The 17,501-nt window shown below is 64.7% G+C and carries 20 protein-coding genes; 8 read left to right on the forward strand and 12 right to left on the reverse strand.

Annotation, left to right across the window (positions count from 1 at the left end):
• Positions 1 to 31 precede the first annotated feature (31 nt).
• The 7 genes from JD971_RS05300 to JD971_RS05325 all read right to left on the reverse strand — a co-directional run bounded on the left by JD971_RS05300 (position 32) and on the right by JD971_RS05325 (position 7,632).
• Positions 32 to 1,171: a hypothetical protein gene (locus JD971_RS05300; RefSeq protein WP_202086478.1), complete on the reverse strand. Its 1,140-nt coding sequence runs from the start codon at positions 1,169 to 1,171 to the stop codon at positions 32 to 34.
• A gap of 92 nt (positions 1,172 to 1,263) precedes the next feature.
• Positions 1,264 to 1,884, reverse strand: a complete 621-nt coding sequence (locus JD971_RS05305; protein WP_202086480.1) for a lysozyme — start codon at positions 1,882 to 1,884, stop codon at positions 1,264 to 1,266.
• Between the two features lie 81 nt (positions 1,885 to 1,965).
• On the reverse strand, positions 1,966 to 3,207 hold the full coding sequence (gene metK / locus JD971_RS05310; RefSeq protein WP_202086482.1) for a methionine adenosyltransferase: 1,242 nt from the start codon (positions 3,205 to 3,207) through the stop codon (positions 1,966 to 1,968).
• Positions 3,208 to 3,265: 58 nt separating this feature from the next.
• Positions 3,266 to 4,909, reverse strand: a complete 1,644-nt coding sequence (gene lnt / locus JD971_RS05315; protein WP_202086483.1) for an apolipoprotein N-acyltransferase — start codon at positions 4,907 to 4,909, stop codon at positions 3,266 to 3,268.
• A gap of 48 nt (positions 4,910 to 4,957) precedes the next feature.
• Positions 4,958 to 5,656 carry a DUF4167 domain-containing protein gene (locus JD971_RS05320; RefSeq protein ID WP_236672279.1) on the reverse strand — a complete coding sequence of 233 codons (699 nt, stop codon included), beginning with the start codon at positions 5,654 to 5,656 and terminating at the stop codon, positions 4,958 to 4,960.
• A gap of 333 nt (positions 5,657 to 5,989) precedes the next feature.
• On the reverse strand, positions 5,990 to 6,763 hold the full coding sequence (locus JD971_RS16785) for a class I adenylate-forming enzyme family protein (protein WP_256435305.1): 774 nt from the start codon (positions 6,761 to 6,763) through the stop codon (positions 5,990 to 5,992).
• A gap of 5 nt (positions 6,764 to 6,768) precedes the next feature.
• On the reverse strand, positions 6,769 to 7,632 hold the full coding sequence (locus JD971_RS05325; RefSeq protein WP_256435288.1) for an AMP-binding protein: 864 nt from the start codon (positions 7,630 to 7,632) through the stop codon (positions 6,769 to 6,771).
• 213 nt (positions 7,633 to 7,845) lie between these two features.
• Between JD971_RS05325 and JD971_RS05330 the strand changes: the two genes are divergently transcribed.
• Genes JD971_RS05330 through JD971_RS05345 form a run of 4 tightly spaced genes read left to right on the forward strand, consistent with a single transcriptional unit; the run spans position 7,846 to position 10,466 of the window.
• Complete coding sequence (locus tag JD971_RS05330; protein ID WP_202086485.1) at positions 7,846 to 9,066, forward strand: aromatic ring-hydroxylating dioxygenase subunit alpha; 1,221 nt, start codon at positions 7,846 to 7,848, stop codon at positions 9,064 to 9,066.
• On the forward strand, positions 9,066 to 9,776 hold the full coding sequence (locus tag JD971_RS16790) for an acyl-CoA thioesterase II (protein ID WP_202086487.1): 711 nt from the start codon (positions 9,066 to 9,068) through the stop codon (positions 9,774 to 9,776). The genes JD971_RS05330 and JD971_RS16790 overlap by 1 nt, the downstream gene beginning before the upstream one ends.
• Positions 9,715 to 9,993, forward strand: coding sequence for an acyl-CoA thioesterase domain-containing protein (locus tag JD971_RS16795; protein ID WP_202086489.1), 279 nt, complete (start codon positions 9,715 to 9,717; stop codon positions 9,991 to 9,993). Before JD971_RS16790 ends, JD971_RS16795 begins: the two co-directional genes overlap by 62 nt.
• Positions 9,990 to 10,466, forward strand: a complete 477-nt coding sequence (locus JD971_RS05345; protein WP_202086491.1) for a MaoC/PaaZ C-terminal domain-containing protein — start codon at positions 9,990 to 9,992, stop codon at positions 10,464 to 10,466. The genes JD971_RS16795 and JD971_RS05345 overlap by 4 nt, the downstream gene beginning before the upstream one ends.
• A 6-nt stretch (positions 10,467 to 10,472) precedes the next feature.
• On the opposite strand, the gene JD971_RS16495 is transcribed toward JD971_RS05345, so the two are convergent.
• From JD971_RS16495 to JD971_RS05360, 5 genes are read right to left on the reverse strand one after another with little or no spacing between them, the layout of a single operon-like run.
• Positions 10,473 to 10,955, reverse strand: coding sequence for an acyl-CoA dehydrogenase family protein (locus JD971_RS16495; protein WP_236672280.1), 483 nt, complete (start codon positions 10,953 to 10,955; stop codon positions 10,473 to 10,475).
• A 15-nt stretch (positions 10,956 to 10,970) separates the two neighbouring features.
• Positions 10,971 to 11,633 carry an acyl-CoA dehydrogenase family protein gene (locus JD971_RS16500; protein WP_236672281.1) on the reverse strand — a complete coding sequence of 221 codons (663 nt, stop codon included), beginning with the start codon at positions 11,631 to 11,633 and terminating at the stop codon, positions 10,971 to 10,973.
• Positions 11,634 to 11,675: 42 nt separating this feature from the next.
• Positions 11,676 to 13,007, reverse strand: coding sequence for an SRPBCC family protein (locus JD971_RS05355; RefSeq protein WP_202086494.1), 1,332 nt, complete (start codon positions 13,005 to 13,007; stop codon positions 11,676 to 11,678).
• A gap of 8 nt (positions 13,008 to 13,015) precedes the next feature.
• Positions 13,016 to 13,198, reverse strand: a complete 183-nt coding sequence (locus tag JD971_RS16505; protein ID WP_236672282.1) for an SDR family oxidoreductase — start codon at positions 13,196 to 13,198, stop codon at positions 13,016 to 13,018.
• Positions 13,195 to 13,776 carry an SDR family NAD(P)-dependent oxidoreductase gene (locus tag JD971_RS05360; protein ID WP_236672283.1) on the reverse strand — a complete coding sequence of 194 codons (582 nt, stop codon included), beginning with the start codon at positions 13,774 to 13,776 and terminating at the stop codon, positions 13,195 to 13,197. The genes JD971_RS16505 and JD971_RS05360 overlap by 4 nt, the downstream gene beginning before the upstream one ends.
• Positions 13,777 to 14,005: 229 nt before the next feature.
• Between JD971_RS05360 and JD971_RS05365 the strand changes: the two genes are divergently transcribed.
• The 4 genes from JD971_RS05365 to JD971_RS05380 all read left to right on the forward strand — a co-directional run bounded on the left by JD971_RS05365 (position 14,006) and on the right by JD971_RS05380 (position 17,496).
• The gene (locus tag JD971_RS05365; protein ID WP_236672284.1) at positions 14,006 to 14,638 is read left to right on the forward strand and encodes a TetR/AcrR family transcriptional regulator; all 633 of its coding nucleotides are present in this window, start codon (positions 14,006 to 14,008) and stop codon (positions 14,636 to 14,638) included.
• A 119-nt stretch (positions 14,639 to 14,757) separates the two neighbouring features.
• The gene (locus JD971_RS05370; protein ID WP_202086497.1) at positions 14,758 to 15,966 is read left to right on the forward strand and encodes a CaiB/BaiF CoA-transferase family protein; all 1,209 of its coding nucleotides are present in this window, start codon (positions 14,758 to 14,760) and stop codon (positions 15,964 to 15,966) included.
• On the forward strand, positions 15,963 to 16,346 hold the full coding sequence (locus JD971_RS05375; protein WP_202086498.1) for a Zn-ribbon domain-containing OB-fold protein: 384 nt from the start codon (positions 15,963 to 15,965) through the stop codon (positions 16,344 to 16,346). The genes JD971_RS05370 and JD971_RS05375 overlap by 4 nt, the downstream gene beginning before the upstream one ends.
• Positions 16,318 to 17,496 carry an acetyl-CoA acetyltransferase gene (locus JD971_RS05380; RefSeq protein WP_202086499.1) on the forward strand — a complete coding sequence of 393 codons (1,179 nt, stop codon included), beginning with the start codon at positions 16,318 to 16,320 and terminating at the stop codon, positions 17,494 to 17,496. Before JD971_RS05375 ends, JD971_RS05380 begins: the two co-directional genes overlap by 29 nt.
• Positions 17,497 to 17,501 lie beyond the last annotated feature (5 nt).

Consider the following 17,501-nt stretch of genomic DNA (forward strand, 5'->3'; position numbering starts at 1 on the left):
CCCGCGCGGTGTAGCGATAGGTGCGCGCGGCCTACCAGCTCGCTTCGTTGCGCGTGCGCGACAGCACGGTCATCTTCTTCGCCGCCGAATCGAAGATCAGATACCCCGTCACCGGCCCGGTCCCGCCCGCATAGACGACATGTTTCGTGCCATCGAGATTGCTGGACAGGATCACCGGGTTCTGCCCGGGCAGGGTGGCGTTGAGCAGCGCCTGAATCTCGCGATATTGCGGGTCGAGCCATTGCACCTGCCGGCGCTGCCCCTCCCAGGTGACGCCGCGCAATTCCTGATTTTTCGAATCGCTGATGACGCCCGACACGTCGGCGCCCGCGATGCCGAACACTTTCGCGCCGCGGCGCATCGTGCCGAGATCGAGTTCGTAGAGCGCATCGAAACCATCGACATTGCTGATGGTGAGCGCCTTGCCATCCTGCATGAACAGGACCGGCGCGATCAGTTCCTCGTCACCGGTCGCGCTGGCAACCTCTTTGAACAGGCCGCTGCCCCCCTCGCGATAGACGAGGCGGCGTTTCAAGCCCTGCTGCTCGTCGCCCACGCCGAGCCGGACATCGCCATTGCCATCCGCATACCAGTTCCATACCCCCTCCATTTCGGAGGTCACGCGCGTGAACTTGTTCTGCGCGACATCGACCATCGCGACCTTGGGAAAGAAGCCCGGCTCGCCGATGAAGATCGTTTCGCGATAGGACAGCAGGATGCGCGGCGTGCCGTCCCGCGCGATCCAGACCACATCGCCGCCCGAATCGGCGAGATTGCCATTGCGCGGCTCCAGCATGTGCATTGCGGTGCCGTCGGCCCGGAATGCCATGGTGCGCGAGACGTAAACCTCGTGAAGCTCGTAATTGCCCTTGCGCCCGACGGTCGCGATCAACCAGTCGTCGTTGACCCATCTGACATCCCCGACATCGGTATTCGCGGGCTTGCCGATGACGACGGGCTCGCGCTGACCATCGAGCGAGAAGATCACGATCTGCCGTTCGCCGCCGCGGTCCATTTCGGCGGCGAGCCTGTTGCCGGTGGGGGACATCCGCACCCAGCCGACCGGGTCGCCCTCCGTAAAATCGGCAATGGGTCGTTCGGCCATCGCGGTCCCCGGTACCGCGCAAATGGCCATGGCCGCCGTGGCGACCCAGCTTTTCCAAGTATTCATCCCGTGTCCTGAACAATCCCGCCGCGAAACCGGCATCCGGATTGATGACCGGTTCCGCGATTTTGGCAAGAATATTCAGCGCACCCATGGAGTCAGAGGCTAAGTCGCTCCAGCCGCGACAGAATTTCCACCCGGCGGCCCGCGGTCGGGCGATAGGACGGCTTCGCCACGTCATACACGGTGGCATGGCCGTCGTTCGTCCATATCCCGTCGAAGAACAACGCCTGTTCGCAGCGCCGCCGCTTCGTCAGCACCGCGGGCCGGCACCAGTTCATGATGGCATCGCGCGCGCCCGCGACGTCGCCATCACGAAACCGGCGCATCCATTCGGCACGGCGGATCGCCCCGGTGTTCCAGTGAAACGAAAGCGCGCCGCCAAGCTCGTGCTCCGCCGGCGCATGGTCGCCGAACGCGTCGAGCACGGCAGGCAGATAGCGTTCGCGCAGCGCCCAGGCATAGATCGCCATGCAATGGTCGAGATCCTGCGGATTGTCGCGATAGCGCCGGACACCGTGGCCGCACGCATCCGTAAGCCCCACGCTCCACGTCCACACGCCGACCGAATCGCGATACGCCTCCGTCACGATGCCTTCGTGCGCGATCAGCTCGGCCGCGATGCGCGGGGTGATATGCGGCGCGGACGGGTCATAACGGGCGCCGCCGCTCGGCGGGGCGGCGATGACATTGCCGCAGCTTTTGCAAATTTCGGACATGGCGGGGCAGGCTCCCTTGCGATGAAGAAAGCCCGCCATGCCCGGCACCGCCGATGTAGGAAAATAAAAGCTGCGCAGCCCTCAGCGGCCTAGCGCGACCTTCAACTCATCGATCAGGTCGGTCTTTTCCCATGGGAAGGTGTCGCCTTCCGGCTGCCGCCCGAAATGGCCATAGGCCGCACTGGTACGATAGATCGGGCGGTTCAGTTGCAGCCGCGTGCGAATGCCGCGCGGCGTCAGCCGGCGCAGCGATTCGATGCTGCGGATCGCATCCTCGAGCGCCTCGTCGGTAATACCGTCCGTCGCCGTGCCATGCGTGTCGACATAGATCGACAGCGGATCGGCAATGCCGATGGCATAGGACAGCTGTATCGTGCAGCGAGTCGCGAAACCGCCCGCCACGATATTCTTGGCCAGATAGCGCGCGATATAGGCCGCGGAACGGTCGACCTTGGTCGGATCCTTGCCCGAAAACGCGCCGCCGCCATGGGGTGCCGCACCGCCATAGGTATCGACGATGATCTTCCGCCCGGTCAACCCGGCGTCCCCGTCCGGCCCGCCGATCTCGAACTTGCCGGTGGGGTTGATGTGATAGACCGTTTCATCCGAAAGCAGGTGGCCGGGCAGGATGTCGGCGACCACGCCCCTGACATAGGATTTTAGCTCGGCCTCGCGCTCGCCCTGATCGTAGCCGGGCCTGTGCTGCGTCGACACGACGATCGCGGTGCACGCCGACGGCACGCCGTTTTCGAAGCGCAGCGTGACCTGGCTCTTCGTGTCCGGCTCCAGGAACGGGGCCGCGCCGGTTTTGCGATCATGCGCCATGCGGTGCAGGATCTTGTGACTGTAATCCAGTGTGGCCGGCATCAGGTCCGGCGTTTCGTCGCAGGCGAAACCGAACATGATGCCCTGATCGCCGGCGCCTTCGTCCTTGTCCTCGCGCGAATCGACGCCCTGCGCGATTTCGGTAGATTGCCCGTGCAGAAAGTTTTCGAAGCGCAGCTTTTCCCAGTGGAAGCCGTCCTGCTCATACCCGATGTCGCGCACGACATTGCGGACGGTCTGCTCGATCTCCTCGAGCGCGCCGGGCGCCCAATAGCCGTTCGCGGCCCAGTCCTTCTGGCTTTCGTCGTACATCGGCTTGCACCGGATTTCACCCGACAGCACGACGAGCTGCGTCGTGGTCATGGTCTCGCACGCGACGCGCGCCTCCGCGTCCTTCGCCAGCATGAGGTCCACGATGGCGTCGGAAATCTGGTCCGCGACCTTGTCGGGATGGCCCTCGGATACGCTTTCGGACGTGAAGAGATAATTGTTGCGCATGGCGATCCTTCAAATAGTCTAAAGGCCTTCAAAACAGTATAAAGGTTTCTTTATATCTTTATACGCGAGGGCGGCGGGTGGCAACCATTCCCGCCAAAAGGAATAGTAAGGCCCAGCCAAGCGAAAGACCGTTGCCCGCACGCGCAAACCATGTGGGCGCCCGGGCGGGGGGCACGAGTGCGTCGATCCGCCCGTCGCGAAACTGCGGGATATGCGCGCGCACCGTGCCGCCCGCGTCGATCACCGCGCTGATCCCCGTGGTCGTCGGGCGCAGCACGGGCAGCCCTTCCTCGATCGCGCGCATCCGCGCCTGCGCCAGATGTTGCGGCGGACCCCACGCCCCGAACCAGCCGTCATTGGTCGGATTGACGATGTAGTCGGGCCGGTCGGACCGGTCCGCGACCGCACCGGGAAAGATGATTTCATAGCAGATCTGAATACCCGCCCGGCCATATGCGCCGAGGTCCAGCGTACGCGGTCCCGGCCCCTCCTCGAAATCGAGCGCCCCTTCGACGAGGCGGGACAGGCCGATGGGTTCCAGCACGTTGCGCATGGGCAGATATTCGCCGTAGGGCACGAGATGCGCCTTGGCATAGCTTCCCCGGATGCGCGCATCGGGGCCGATGGCGGTGACGACATTGCGCACGGCGCTCGCCCTCTCGTCCGGCCCGATGACCAGATCGACCGCCCCTGTCAAAAGCATGCTGTCCGGCCCGATGACATCCGCGATGCGCGCACGGGCAAGCCGCGGATCGGCGGCGTAGGTCGTCATCCGGTAATAGCGGTCCGGATACCCCTCGCGCAGATAATCGGGCACTCCCGATTCCGGCCAGAGCACGAGCCGCGGTCCATCGCCTGCGTCCACGCGCGCCGTCAACGCCGCAGTCTTGCGAAAATTACGCTCGAACCAGGCGGAATCGTTGAGCACGTCCTGGCGAATATCGGGCTGCACCAGCGTAAAGCGCAGATCGCCCTCCCCGCCGTGCCACGCGGGCCACGGCACCGCGAACAAAAGGACCGGCACGAGCACCATCGCCGCGCGCGCGGCCATGCCCGGCCCCGCTCTGCCGCGCTCCGCTCCGCCACGCCCCATGCCGCCGCGCCCCACGCCTCCGCGTACGGCGAGCCAGCACAGCCCGGCCAATATCACCACAAGCCCGGACAGCGCATAGGTCCCCATCCACGGCGCAATCCCGGCAAGCCCCGGCGCATCGTACCCACCGAGCGTGACCATGCCGACAGGGTTCCACGCAAAGCCCGTAAAGACCCACCCGCGCAGCCATTCGGCGAAGACCCAGCACCCGCCTAAGATCGCGACGAGGCCGAAACCGGCGCCCGGCGTATGTTCTCGCGAACCGCCCGCCAGCCGCCATGCCGCAACCCCGGCAAGCATCGGATACACCGCGAGATAAAACGCAAGCAGCACCACCGCGACCCAGCCGAGCCACGCCGGCATCGCCGCCTGATAGGTGAAGGCGGTCGCGATCCAGTTGTTGCCGACGCTGAACAGCCCGACCCCGAAGAGCCACCCGATCAACGCCGCCCGGCGCGACCGTTCGGCCCGGTGAAGCAGGTGAAACAGCACCGCAAAGCCCGCCAGCGTGCACGGCCACCAGCCGAGCGGCTGAAACCCGAGCGGGGCGATCCCGCCCGCGACGAGCGCGAGCAGGGGTGCCGGAATCCTATGAAAAGCGCGAAACATGTCGAGGTGCGGTCGTGCTGGTGCGCCTGCTCCGCAAAGGACCGGGGATCAGCCGACCGCCTGCTTCATCTCGTCGCTGTCGCCGTCCTCGGCCTTCGGCTTGCGGGGGCGGCGGGCGCGTTTCGGCTTTTCCTCGCCATCGGCGGCGCCGATCGCGGGGGGCAATGCCTGCGGGTCGAGGGCACCGCCGTTTTCCACGGCATCCTCGGTCTCGGCCTTGCGCCGGCGGGGGGCACGCTTGCGCGGTTCGGCGGGGGCGCCGTCCTCCTGCCCGTCGCTGTCGCTGCGCGCCTTGCGCGGCTTGCGCCTGGGCTTCGTGTCGGTGTCGGCATCGTCGTCGTCGGACCCGCCGGACTCGAAATCGTCATTGTCGGTGTCGCGCGACCCATGGCCATCGTCGTCATAATCGCGATCATTGTTGCCGCGACCGCGCGCATTGCGCGGCGCGTTGCCGTCGCTGTCGTCCTGATCGCCGCGATTGTCGTCGCGCTTGGCACGCTGCTCTTCCTGGCGGGCCTTGCCGTCGGCGATCACGCGGAAATAATGGTCCGCGAATTGCAGGTAATATTCCGATTGCACCCGGTCGCCATTGCGGGCGGCATCCTCCGCGAGTTTCTTGTACTTGTCGAGAAGCTGCGGCGCATTGCCCCGCGCCCTGCTGTCGACACGGTTCTGGAACTGGCCGCCACCTTGCTGACGGTTGTTGTTCCGGCCACGCTTACGATTGTTTCCGCGATTATTGTTCAATTGAAGCCGTTCCTCTGTCCGGCGCGGTTCGGTTCTTTCACCGCCGCGCGAAACCATTCCGGAAGCACCCCGGACCGTGTCCGGGTTCGCCAAACCGTCCGCCGCGACGCTCTTGTCTCGAATTACGAAGCGACCGGGCCAACCTCGCATCCTGTCCGCAAGCCGTTTCGGGCCCGCGACATGCTGCGATGATCAGGATTGCCGGGGCAGCGGGAAGCGATCTCGTCCGATGCCCTGACACGCAGCAGGACTATCGACAAATGACGCCCCTGCCAAGCCTTTTTGCCGGAGAGGCCGTGTTTTACCCCTCATTATCGCAAGGGAAGGGAGATTTCAGCCCTGCCCCTCCTCCATTTCCGCGATAAGCTGCGTCTGCAAGCGGAACTTCTGAATCTTGGAGGTCGACATGGGCCATTCCGACACGAAACGCACCATGCGCGGCACTTTAAAGCTCGCCAGCTTGCCGCGGCAATGCGCGATCAGCTCCTCCTCGCTGCTCTGTTGTCCGCGGGCCAGTTCGATGAACGCCGCCGGCACCTCGGAATAGCGGGGGTCGGGAACGGCCACGACCTGCGCCAGCTTCACCGCCGGATGCGTTTGCAACATGGTCTCGATCTCGGTCGCGGCGACGTTCTCGCCGCCGACTTTCAACATGTCCTTCATCCGGCCATGGAACATCACATTCCCGTCCGCATCGACGGACCCGATGTCGCCTGTATGGAACCAGCCGTCCCGGATCGCCTCCGCCGTCTTGTCCGGCGCGTTGTAATAGCCCTTGAGCATGTTCGGCCCGCGCAGAACGATCTCGCCGCGCGTACCCGGTTCGCAATCCGTGCCGCTGTCGGCATCGACGATGCGCATCTCCCAATCGCGAAGCACCTTGCCGCAACGCCCGGTCCGCACTTCGTAGCTGTCGTCAAGACGGCTGGTGGAAACGGTGCCCGCCGCCTCTGTCATGCCGTAGGTGCCGACCTGGATCGTATCGGGCATGGCCTTGGCGACGGCCTTGCGGATCCAGTCGGGCTGCACCGCGAAATTGGAATTCATCACGCGCAGGCTCGACAGGTCCGTCGTTTCGAAATCCTCGTGATTGATGAGATCCTGCATGATCGTCACGAAGCTGGGATAGGCGATCGTCCCCCTTCGCGGCCGAGCATTTCGAGCGCCACGCCGGGATCGAAATGCGGCACCGTCATATAGGCGCCGCCCGCATCGAGGATCATCGTCATCGGCAAGATACCCGCGATGTGATAGATCGGGAGCGGCGACCACATCTTGTCCGCGCGCGTCACCTCGTACCGCCGGCCGAGGTTGCGGCTGTTGCCGACCTGCGCCCCGTGGCCGATCATCGCGCCCTTGGGATTGGCGGTGGTGCCGGAGGTGTAGAGGATCATGCCCAGGTCGTCGCCATCGACCGCGTCGATCCGCGCATCGATGGTCGTATCGGACACTGTCTCCCCCTTCGCCCACAGGGTTTCAGGCGACATGAGATAGGACGGGCACGGCTGATCGAGGCATACGATCGTGCGCAGCTTCGGCGCATCCGTCAATTGCAGGCCGCGATCCGGCGTCGCGTCCTTAAGATCGGGGAACGCACTGCACAAACGTTCGGCGAAATCCACGTTTTCGGCAACCTTGCCCGTGGTGATGAGCATCGTCAGATCGGCATCCGCCACGAGATAGCGCAATTCGTGCGCCTGGTATCGCGCATTGATCGGCACGGCGACGGCGCCTGCCATGGCGATGCCGTAGAACGCCTCGATAAAGTCGATTCGGGTGGGCAGGAGCAGGCCGATGTGGTCCCCCGGCCGCACGCCATGGCCGACCAGCCCGCGCGCCCAGCGGCGGGCCGCCGTCTCCAGTTCGGCATAGCTGCGCCGCTCGTCCGGGAAGATAAGCGCGTCGTCGTCTGCATATTGCCGTGCCGATGCACGCAGCATCGCACCCATCGTTACCACCGGCGCATCATCGGCCATATCCGTCATCCTTTTCCCCCGCCGGCGCAACGGATGCGTTGGTGCATCTCTGTCGTATCGCCGCCGACGATGAAGGGAGGATAACCGCTTCGAAATAAAAAACAATCATTCATGTCTTTTTAACGCACACGACGACTTGCGAAAAAAGACAATGATGTTTGTTTTTTTTGGCAGGCTGTGCGAAAACCGTATTCAGAGGAGCGAGAAGGCACGATGGAACTCAATCACGACACGATCGAACAGGTTCGCGAAAGCATCGATTTCGAACGCGGGCGCAAGGCACCGCCCCCCGATTTTCCGGCGATGCCGGACATTCCCGGCGCACGCTATACCGACCCTGCGTTTCTCTCGCTCGAGGACGAGCGCATGTGGAAACGGTCCTGGCGCTACGTCGGCCATACGGATCAGTTGCCCGAAAACGGGAGCTGGTTCCTGACCAGGGATGCCGGCTCGCCCATCATCGTGACCCGCACGATGGAGGGCGAGATCAAGGCGTTCTACAACACGTGCCAGCACCGCGGCGCACCGCTCGTCGAGGGCGAAAGCGGGAAGGCACGCGGTTTCGTGTGCGGCTATCACGGCTGGAGCTACACGCTCGACGGGAAGCTGGTCGCGGTCCGGGACAAGCGCGATTTCGTCGATCTCGATTTCAGTTGCCGCTCACTGGTCGAGGTGCGGTGCGAGCGGCTCGGCACGCTGATCTTCCTCAACGAAAATCCCGACGCGATGCCCCTGCGCGAAGAGATCGGACCGATGGCGCGCGAACTCGACCAGTATGATCTCGACAATTTACGGCTGGTCGATTCGAAGCGTTACGACGTCGATTGCAATGTGAAGATCCTGCTCGACGCGTTTCTCGAGGTGTATCACATCAGCTCGATCCACGAGAAGACGGTCAATCGCTTTCTCGACCATCGCGGCATGATCGTGACGCTCTATCCCAACGGGCACAGCCGGATGATGACCCCCAACCGCCGCCCCGACTGGGTCGATCCGGGGACCATCGGCATGCCCAAGATCGAGAGCATCACGCCGGTGCCCGCCAACAACAATGTGAGCTATCACATCTTTCCCAATTTCGTGATGCCGCCGTCCGACAGCGGCATTCCGGTCCTGCAATTCATTCCGCGCGGCCCTCGCAAGTGCGAGGTCGTGTCGAACTGGCTGGCGCCCGGTCACGATGCCGACGATCCCCATCCCTTGTGGGAAACGCGGATCAAGAACTGGACCCACATCCTCTACGAAGACCTGCAATATGCGCCGCAGATCCAGGAATCGCTCGAAAGCGGTGGGTTTCGCGGAATGCCGCTCAATTATCAGGAGCGCCGCATCTATCACTGGCACGAGGAACTCGATCGCCGCATCGGGCTGAACGCGGTGCCCGAAAACGCCCGCGTGGCGCAGGTGTTGAGCGATCAGGTGATGCGCGACTGATGGCCCGCGGCGATGCGGAGGCAGGCCATGTCGGCCCGGCCCGAAGGTACGAGCGCGACCGTCTCTTCGACCTCGCGCCGATGGGCCGCGACGACACCGGCGCCGATCTGTTCGAAAGCGCCCCTTTGCCGAGCGCGCTCCTCCGCCTCTACGGCGGGCAGCCGGTGGCGCAAGGGCTATGGGCCGCGCAGCAAACGATGGGCAGCGACCGGCACCCGGCCAATTGCCATGCCTGCTTTCTCGCGCCGGGCGCGGTGGACGAACCCATCCGCTATACCGTGCGCCGCGATGCCGACGGCCGCAGCTTTTCGATCCGCCGCATCACCGCGCAGCAGGGCGACCGCCTCATCCTCACCATGACCGCGACGTTCCATGTCGCCGAACACGGGCCTGCGGCACAGACGCCCGTGCCCGACCTTGCCGCGCCCGAAGACCTGCCCGATATGGAGATGCTGCTGCGCCAGGCGCCCCGCGAACTGCCCGAACGGCACCGCCCGTTCTGGCTTCGCGATCACATGTTCGAATGGCGCCCGGCCGAACCGTTCCGCATGTTCGAACGACCGCGAGAACCGGGGGCACAGCATTTCTGGGTCCGGCTGAAAGAGCCGTGGACCGGCCCTGCCGGCAGCGAGCACACTGCTCGCCTATATGTCGGACCTGCATCTGCTGCATGCGGGGCTTGCCCCGATCGGGGTCGCCTTTGCCGATGAACGGCTGCAAACCGCCAGCCTCGACCATTCGGTGTGGTTCCACGAGGCGGCCGCGCTCGACGACTGGCTCCTTTATCGCGTGGAAAGTCCGCATGCGGGCCATGCCCTCGCGCTGGGCCGGGGCGATCTGTTCACGCGCGACGGGACCATCGTCGCCAGCACGGCGCAGCAGGGGCTGATCCGGATACTCGACACGCCGAGGAGAGACACGCTTTGACCTTCGCCGCCGCCCGCCCGACACGATGTTTCGAAGATCTGGAGGTCGGCGAATTCCGCCGCTCTCCGCCCCGCGTGGTCCGGCAGGAGGAGATCCTCGAATTCGCGCGCGCCTACGACCCGCAATGGTTCCACACCGATCCCGAAGCGGCCCGCGATTCGGTGTTCGGCGAGGTGGTGGCAAGCGGTATTCACGTGCTCGCCATGTGGCGGCAGATGGATCACGCCATCAATTCCGACATCGACCATGTCTGCGGCGTCGGCTGGGACGAATTGCGCTTGAAAAGCGCGGTGCGCGCGGGCGATGAAATCCACGTGACGTCCGAAATCGTCGCCCTCACCCCCTCCACCACGCGCAGTGACCGCGGGACCGCGCTCACCCGCTATGCCGTGGTCAAGGCCGACGGAACCGAGGCGGTCACCTTTACCAGCATCAACCTCGTCTACACCCGCGAAGGGCGGCGGCGTGCCTGAACGCGGCTAGCGCCGCTGATCGAAGCGGCGGCCGAGCATGGCGCCCGCGATATTCACCTTCTGAATATCGATCGCCCCGCCCGCAATGCCCCAGCCCCAGCTGTCGCGGAGGCGCCGTTCCATCGGGAAATCCTTGGAATAGCCATAGGCGCCCATCAATTGCATCGCGTCGCCGCACACCTCGCGCGCGATCGTATTGCTGAAACATTTGCCCGACGACGATTCGAGGATGGAGGGCAGCCCCTCCTCCGCATTCGACGCCGCGCGCCAGATCATCAGCCGCGCGGCCTCGGTCTTCATGTACATTTCGGCGAGCTTGAGCTGCACCGCCTGGAACTCGGCGATGGGCTTGCCGAACTGCTTGCGCTCCTGGACATAGGCGGACACATCGTCGAGCGCGCCGGTCGCCTGGCCCAGCGCCATGGTCGCATTGCCGCAGCGTTCCAGATCGAACGCCTCCATCAGCTTCTTGAACCCGCCGGCGGGCACGATGATGTTTTCGGCCTACACCTCGCAATCGTCGAAATTGAGGTCGCTCGACGGGATGCCGCGAAAGCCCATCAATTCCTCGTTCGGCCCGAAACTCAGGCCCGGCGCGTCCTTTTCCACCAGCACCGCGCCGATGGCCCGCGCGCCCGGATCGTCCGACATGCGGCAATATACGACATAGGCATCGGCATGGCCCCCGCCCGAACACCACCGCTTCGTCCCGTTGAGCACGACCGTATCCCCGCGCCGTTCGGCCCGCGCCTTCAGATCGGTGAGTGCGGAGCCCGCATCCGGTTCGGACATCGACACCGCGACCACCATCTCGCCGCTGCAAACCTTCGGCACGATCCGTTGTTTCAGCGGGTCTGAGCCGAAATGCTCGATCGCGCGGACCGGGCCGACGCTCGATTCGAACACCGGGAACGCCACGGCGGAGGAGATCTTCGCAAATTCCTCAAGCACCACGAGCGCCTCGATATTGCCGAGGCCGAGACCGCCCAGATCTTCGGACACGTTGATGCCCAGGAACCCCATTTCGGCATAGCGCCGGACGAGATCGCGGCTGGGCGGCACGTTGTCGCGCTCGAGCTCGGCGGCGATCGCGGGCAGCTCGTTGCGCGCGAACTGGCGCGCGACATCCTGCAACTCGCGCTGCTGTTCGGTCAGTCTGAAATCCACGCGTCTTCTCCCCTCGCGCCGCTCGTCTTCGCTATGGCGGCGTCAGATATCGTCCGGGCCCTTGCCGCCCGGTCCGTAGATGTAATCGTCCAGCACCTTGTGGAAATGGCGGATGCGCAATTCCTGATCCCCGACCCAGAGCCCCTTGAACGCGTCGGAATGCATGCCCTTCTGAACCGAGGGCAGGTTGAACGCATCCTGGTCGAGCACCTGTCCGATCGACTTGTCGCCATGGGCGAATTGCCGGTGGCGGGGGCGTTCGGGCCATTCCTCGCCCTCGGGCACGAGTTCGAGCATCCAGATGTCGTAGAGCATCCGGTCGGGATCGGTGGGATGGGGACGTTGCCGGAACATCATCACGTCGTCGGCATGGACGTTCATCGAAACGTTGGGAAAGATCGAATAGTGATAATCGTCGGTCAGCTGATCGTCGTTGAGATCGCTGTAGTCCTTGCCCTGCTCCGGTCCGTGCTTGCGCTTGAACGCCTGCACGTCCTTGCGAATGTCGCCGACGCGCCCTTCATAGGCGGCCGGGTCCATGCCGGCGGCCTGCATGATGCCGACGATGGCGGGGGGAATGGCGCTCGGCATGGCGACGCGCGCGCTGATCGCGGCGAAGGGCACGAGATAGCGGCTGTGGCGCTCGTACACGTCGATCTGAGCATTCGTATCGTCGAGATACCATTGCAATTGCGGGTGAATGCCCTGCACGTGGTAGACTTCGCTGAACGCGTCCACGCTCGCCTTCCAGTTGCAGTCCCATTCCACCGTCACGTCGCGCACCCACGCCATGCGCTCCATGTGATAGGGGTCGAGATGCTGCGGCATCGGCGCCAGAAATTCCTCCAGCGGGCCGACATCGGGATTGAGCGAGAACCACACGAAGCTGCCCCATTCCGCGCACGGGTAGGACGGAAGCGCGGCGCCCGGCGGGCACCCCTGCGGAAAGGTATCGAGATCGGGGATCCGGGCGATCTTCCCCTCCCAGTCATAGGTCCAGTGGTGGTACATGCACTGAAACGCCTCGGCATTGCCGATCCCTTCGGGGCGCAGGCGATTGCCGCGGTGCAGGCAGACATTGGGAAAGGCACGCACCGACCCGTCCTGTTGCCGCACGATCAGCACCGATTCCCTGCCGATGTCGGTGCAGATATAATCGCCCGGCTCGCGCATGTCGCATGACCGCCCGCCCAGGAGCCACACCTTCGTCCAGACGTTCTCCCATTCCCGCTTCATGAAATCGGCGCTGGTATAGCGTTCCGCCGGGATGAGATCGTAGCCGAGGTCGGGATCCTCCGCCTTTTCGGTCGGCGTGCCGTCGGGCCAGTCGGCAGGATCGACCCGCTCTATCGTCTGTTTGCGTTTGACGTCCATGGCGCGGCTCAGAATTGCGTGCGGTTGGTGTAGCCGCCATCGACGACGAGATTGGAGCCGTTGCACCACTGCGCCGCGGGGCTCGCCATGAACACGATGCACCGTGCGACCTCCTCCGGCGTGCCGAGGCGGCCGGCGGGATGCTGACGCAATTGCGCGTTGTAGAATTTTTCCATCGTGCCCTTGATCATGTCCCAGTTGCCGCCTCGAACTCGATCGGGCCGGGCGACACCACATTGACCCGTACGCCCTTGGACCCGTGGTGCAATGCGAGCTGCTTGCCCCAGGTGATGAGCGAGGCCTTCATCGCGTTATAGGCCTGCGGTCCGCCCATCGCCTCTGCGGCCGAGGTGCTCGCGATCAGGATGATGGAGCCGCTGCCCTGCTCCTCCATGTGCGGGATGACCGTTTCGACCGCGCGCACCGGGCCGAGCACATCGACCTCGAACGCATTGTGCCAGTATTGTTCGGAACCCAGCCCGCCGCCCGACGAGCTGATCGGAATCAGGATATCGACCCCGCCCAACGTTTCGACCGCCCATTCGAGCCATTCGCGATATTCGTCGGCGTTCTTTACATTGACGGCGCGTCCGACGATATTCGTGCCATATTTGCCGAGTTCGGCGACCGCGTCCTTCACGCTGTCCTCGGACCGGGCGGTCAGCGCGATATCGCACCCTTCGCGGGCGAGTATCTGGGCAATGGTATAGCCGATCCCGCGCGCGCCACCGACGACAATGGCTTTCTTACCCTGGAGTCCGAGATCCACGTTACTCTCCTCAGCATTTCGTGCCACTGACGCCCCCGGCGCCGCAGCGTGTTTTCCCAAGAGTTAGATGGCACCGTGCCGGCAATCAAGCAAAACATGCATGATTGTTTTTTTGATCGTGTTGCAGTGCACCGTGCGGATCGCCATGTGATATCAAGATAACGCTTGCCATCGCGTATAAAACATTCATGATTGTTTAAATTAGTGGGGACCGACCATGCCGCTGGCCATGAACAAAACCGGCGAAACGCCGCGCACGGACATTGCCGAACCGCCCGCGACGCAGCAGTCGCGCAAGAGCGCGGCAACGCGCGCGCGCCTGGTCGATGCGGTCATCCGCTGTATCGTGACGTTCGGTTATTCCAACATCACCACGCCGCGCATCGCGCAGGAAGCGGGCTTGTCGCGCGGCGCGATGCTGCATCATTTCGAGAATGGCACCGCCCTTATAAAGACCGCGATCGCCGAACTGCACGAAAAACGGATGCGGGCATTTCGCCGGGCGTCGGATCGCGGCCACGACCCCGCCGACCTCGTGCAGGCTTATTGGCGGCAGGTACAGAAGCCGGGCTTCATCGCGTTCCACGAACTCGCGCTGGCCGCCCGCACCGATGACGAGCTGGCCGGGATCCTGCACCCGCTCCAGATCGAATTTCGCGAACGCTTTCACCGCGAGGCTATGGAGATGTTCCCCGAATGGGGTTCCGATCCGGCCCGTTTCGCCGAAGCCATGGCCCTGTCGCAGACGATGATCGAGGGCATGGCGATCATGCGCCTCGCCGGATCGCTGAACGAGGACATGGTGCAGCCCATGCTGACCATGCTCGAGGACAGGATACGCCAGCTCAAACCCGCAGAATAGCATGGTCCCGCGACCCGGCGCCAACAGCCGGGCGCGAAGACAGGAGAGACAGCCATGATCCACCCGACCGCAGGATTTGCCGCCACGCCGCGGCCCATTGCCCCCCGGCGGAACCGCGCATGAGCGGACGCGGCATCGGCCCGCTCGAAGGGGTGACGGTCCTCGACCTGACCAGCGTGCTGATGGGGCCCTACGCCACGCAGATCTTCGCGGACCTGGGCGCCGACGTGATCAAGGTGGAAAGCCCCTCGGGCGATACCACGCGCGCGCTTCCCCCCGGACGGGAGGCGGATCGCGGCGGCATGTTTCTCAACCTCAATCGCGGCAAACGTTCGATCGTGCTCGATCTCAAGCAGGACGCCGCGCGCGACGCGCTGCTTGCGCTCGCGGCGAAGGCGGATGTGTTCGTCCATTCGATGCGCGCGCAGGCCATCGGGCGGCTCGGTCTCGACTATGCCGCCGTGGCGGAGGTCAACCCACGCGTCATCTATGCGAACATGTATGGCTATGGCCGCGACGGGCCGTATCGCGATTATCCGGCGTATGACGACATCGTGCAGGCCGCATCGGGCATCGTCGATCTTCAGGCGAAGCTGTCGGGCGGAAAGCCGACCTATCTTGCCAATGTGGTGGCCGACAAGGTGACGGGCCTGACGGGCGCCTACGCCATCATCGCGGCGCTTTTCGCAAGGGAAAGAACCGGCAAGGGGCAGGAAATCGAGATTCCCATGTTCGAGACGATGGTGTCGTTTGCCGCGCTCGAACATCTGTGCGGGTCGGTGTTTCGCCCCCCGCTCGGCCCACCCGAATATGCCCGTGCCACGTCCGAGGCGCGCCGCCCCTACGCCACGGCGGACGGGCATATCGCGGTCATGATCTACACCGACAGACACTGGCGCAGCTTCTTCGACGCGATCGGCAATCCCGACTGGTCGCGCGACCCGATGTTCGCCTCGATCCAGAGCCGGACCGAGAATATCACCGCGGTCCTGTCGCACGTGTCCGATATCCTTGCCACGAAAACCAGCGCGGAGTGGATCGCCCTCTTCCGCAAGGTCCAGATCCCCGCCGGCCCCATCGCCAGCCTGTCGGATCTGCTGGAGGATGAGCACCTCCACCACACCGGGTTCTGGCAGGATCGCGAGACCGCGGCCGTAGCCTTGCGCCTGCCCGGCATTCCAACGCGCTTTTCGTCAACCCCGGGCGAAATCGGCGATCCCGGTCCGGTCCTGGGCGCGGATAGCCGGAGCATATTGCAGGACGCGGGCTTCGGCGACGCAGCGATCGAGGCGCTGCTGGCGGACGGCGCCGTGCGGGAGGCCGTATGACCGCGCCGGTCGAGCCCGGACCCGAGGCGCACTGGCGCGCGGCATTGCAGGAGGGGCGCATCCTGCTTCAGCGCGCGAGAGGCAGCGGCACGGTGTTCTTTCCGCCCCGGCTGGCCGAACCGGGGACCGGCGATACCGACTGGGAATGGGTCGAGGCGCCCGCCCTTGCCACGGTCTATGCCCTTACCATCGTGCACCCGCGCCCGCCGAAGGAGCCCTACAATGTCGTCATCGTCGATTTCGATGGCGGCGGGAGGATGATGGGCAGGGTCGATAACATCGCGGCGGACGCGGTGCGCATCGGCATGCAAGTCGCCCCGCGGATCGTCACCATCGCGGACGAACCGGCAATTGCCTTCGAACCGGTGGGGCAGGCATGAGCGCGGGCGATTTCCCCGCGGCCGCGCCGCCATCGCCGGGCTCGCGACATGGGGCATGGGCGAGGCGCCGGGTCACACCACAATGGAGATCGCGGCGCAGGCGGGCCTTCGCGCCGTGGCCGATGCGGGCATGACGATTGCCGATGTCGATGCGCTCTTCATCTGCCTGCCCGACGATATTTTCGCCGGGCTGTCCTTTGCCGAATATCTGGGCATCGATCCGCGCTTTACCGATAACAACCGCACCGGCGGCTCGTCCTTCATGAGCCATGTCATCACGGCGAGCCTCGCGATCGCGGCGGGACATATCGAAACCGCGCTCATCGCCTATGGCTCGAACCAGCGCAGCGCGGGCGGCAAGCTGTCGACCCCGGTGACCTGGAACCAGTGGGATGCACCCTATCGCGCCCTGTTTCCGGCCTCGGCCTATGCGCTGGCGGCGTCGCGGCATTTCCATGAATATGGCACGACGCGCACCCATCTGGCCGAGGTTGCCGTGGCGGCGCGCCAATGGGCGCAGACCAACCCGGAGGCGTTTGCGAAGGATCCGCTCACCATCGAGGATTGCCTCGCAAGCCGGATGATCACCACCCCGCTTGCGAAGAGCGATTTCTGCCTCGTGACGGATGGCGGCGGGGCCATCGTGCTCACCGCGACGGACCGGGCCCGCGACTGCCCGCGCGCGCCTGTGCCCGTGCTCGGCGGGGCGGCGGCAACCTGGTACAATTCGGTGGCGCAATCGCGCGACATCACCACCACCGCCGCGGCGGAATCGGGACCGCGCGCCTATCGCATGGCCGGGCTCGGCCCGAACGATATCGACGTGGTGCAGATCTACGATGCCTTCACCATCAACACGCTCCTGTTCCTCGAGGATCTTGGCTTCTGTGCGAAGGGCGAAGGCGGCGACTTCGTATCGGGCGGGGCGATCGCGCCGGGCGGGCGGCTGGCCGTCAATACCAACGGAGGGGGGCTGTCCTGCGGCCATCCGGGCATGTACGGACTGTTCGCCCTGATCGAGGCCGCCCGGCAGATTCGCGGCGACGCGGCCAACGCGCTCCCCAATGTGGCGACCGCGCTCGCTCACGGCAATGGCGGCACATTGTCGAGCCAGGCGACCATCGTGCTCGGCAGCATCGACACGGTGTGATCCGG

The organism is Croceicoccus sp. YJ47 (genome assembly GCF_016745095.1).
GTDB lineage: Bacteria > Pseudomonadota > Alphaproteobacteria > Sphingomonadales > Sphingomonadaceae > Croceicoccus.

Coding starts and splice junctions, on each gene's coding strand:
- metK (WP_202086482.1), bottom strand. CDS start 3,207: ATGCGCAACAATTATCTCTTCACGTCCGAAAGCGTATCCGAGGGCCAT.
- JD971_RS16505 (WP_236672282.1), bottom strand. CDS start 13,198: ATGATCAAGGGCACGATGGAAAAATTCTACAACGCGCAATTGCGTCAG.
- JD971_RS16785 (WP_256435305.1), bottom strand. CDS start 6,763: ATGCAGGATCTCATCAATCACGAGGATTTCGAAACGACGGACCTGTCG.
- JD971_RS05355 (WP_202086494.1), bottom strand. CDS start 13,007: ATGGACGTCAAACGCAAACAGACGATAGAGCGGGTCGATCCTGCCGAC.
- JD971_RS16795 (WP_202086489.1), top strand. CDS start 9,715: ATGTCGGACCTGCATCTGCTGCATGCGGGGCTTGCCCCGATCGGGGTC.
- JD971_RS05325 (WP_256435288.1), bottom strand. CDS start 7,632: ATGGCCGATGATGCGCCGGTGGTAACGATGGGTGCGATGCTGCGTGCA.
- JD971_RS16790 (WP_202086487.1), top strand. CDS start 9,066: ATGGCCCGCGGCGATGCGGAGGCAGGCCATGTCGGCCCGGCCCGAAGG.
- JD971_RS05365 (WP_236672284.1), top strand. CDS start 14,006: ATGAACAAAACCGGCGAAACGCCGCGCACGGACATTGCCGAACCGCCC.
- JD971_RS05370 (WP_202086497.1), top strand. CDS start 14,758: ATGAGCGGACGCGGCATCGGCCCGCTCGAAGGGGTGACGGTCCTCGAC.
- JD971_RS05305 (WP_202086480.1), bottom strand. CDS start 1,884: ATGTCCGAAATTTGCAAAAGCTGCGGCAATGTCATCGCCGCCCCGCCG.
- lnt (WP_202086483.1), bottom strand. CDS start 4,909: ATGTTTCGCGCTTTTCATAGGATTCCGGCACCCCTGCTCGCGCTCGTC.
- JD971_RS05375 (WP_202086498.1), top strand. CDS start 15,963: ATGACCGCGCCGGTCGAGCCCGGACCCGAGGCGCACTGGCGCGCGGCA.
- JD971_RS05330 (WP_202086485.1), top strand. CDS start 7,846: ATGGAACTCAATCACGACACGATCGAACAGGTTCGCGAAAGCATCGAT.
- JD971_RS05300 (WP_202086478.1), bottom strand. CDS start 1,171: ATGAATACTTGGAAAAGCTGGGTCGCCACGGCGGCCATGGCCATTTGC.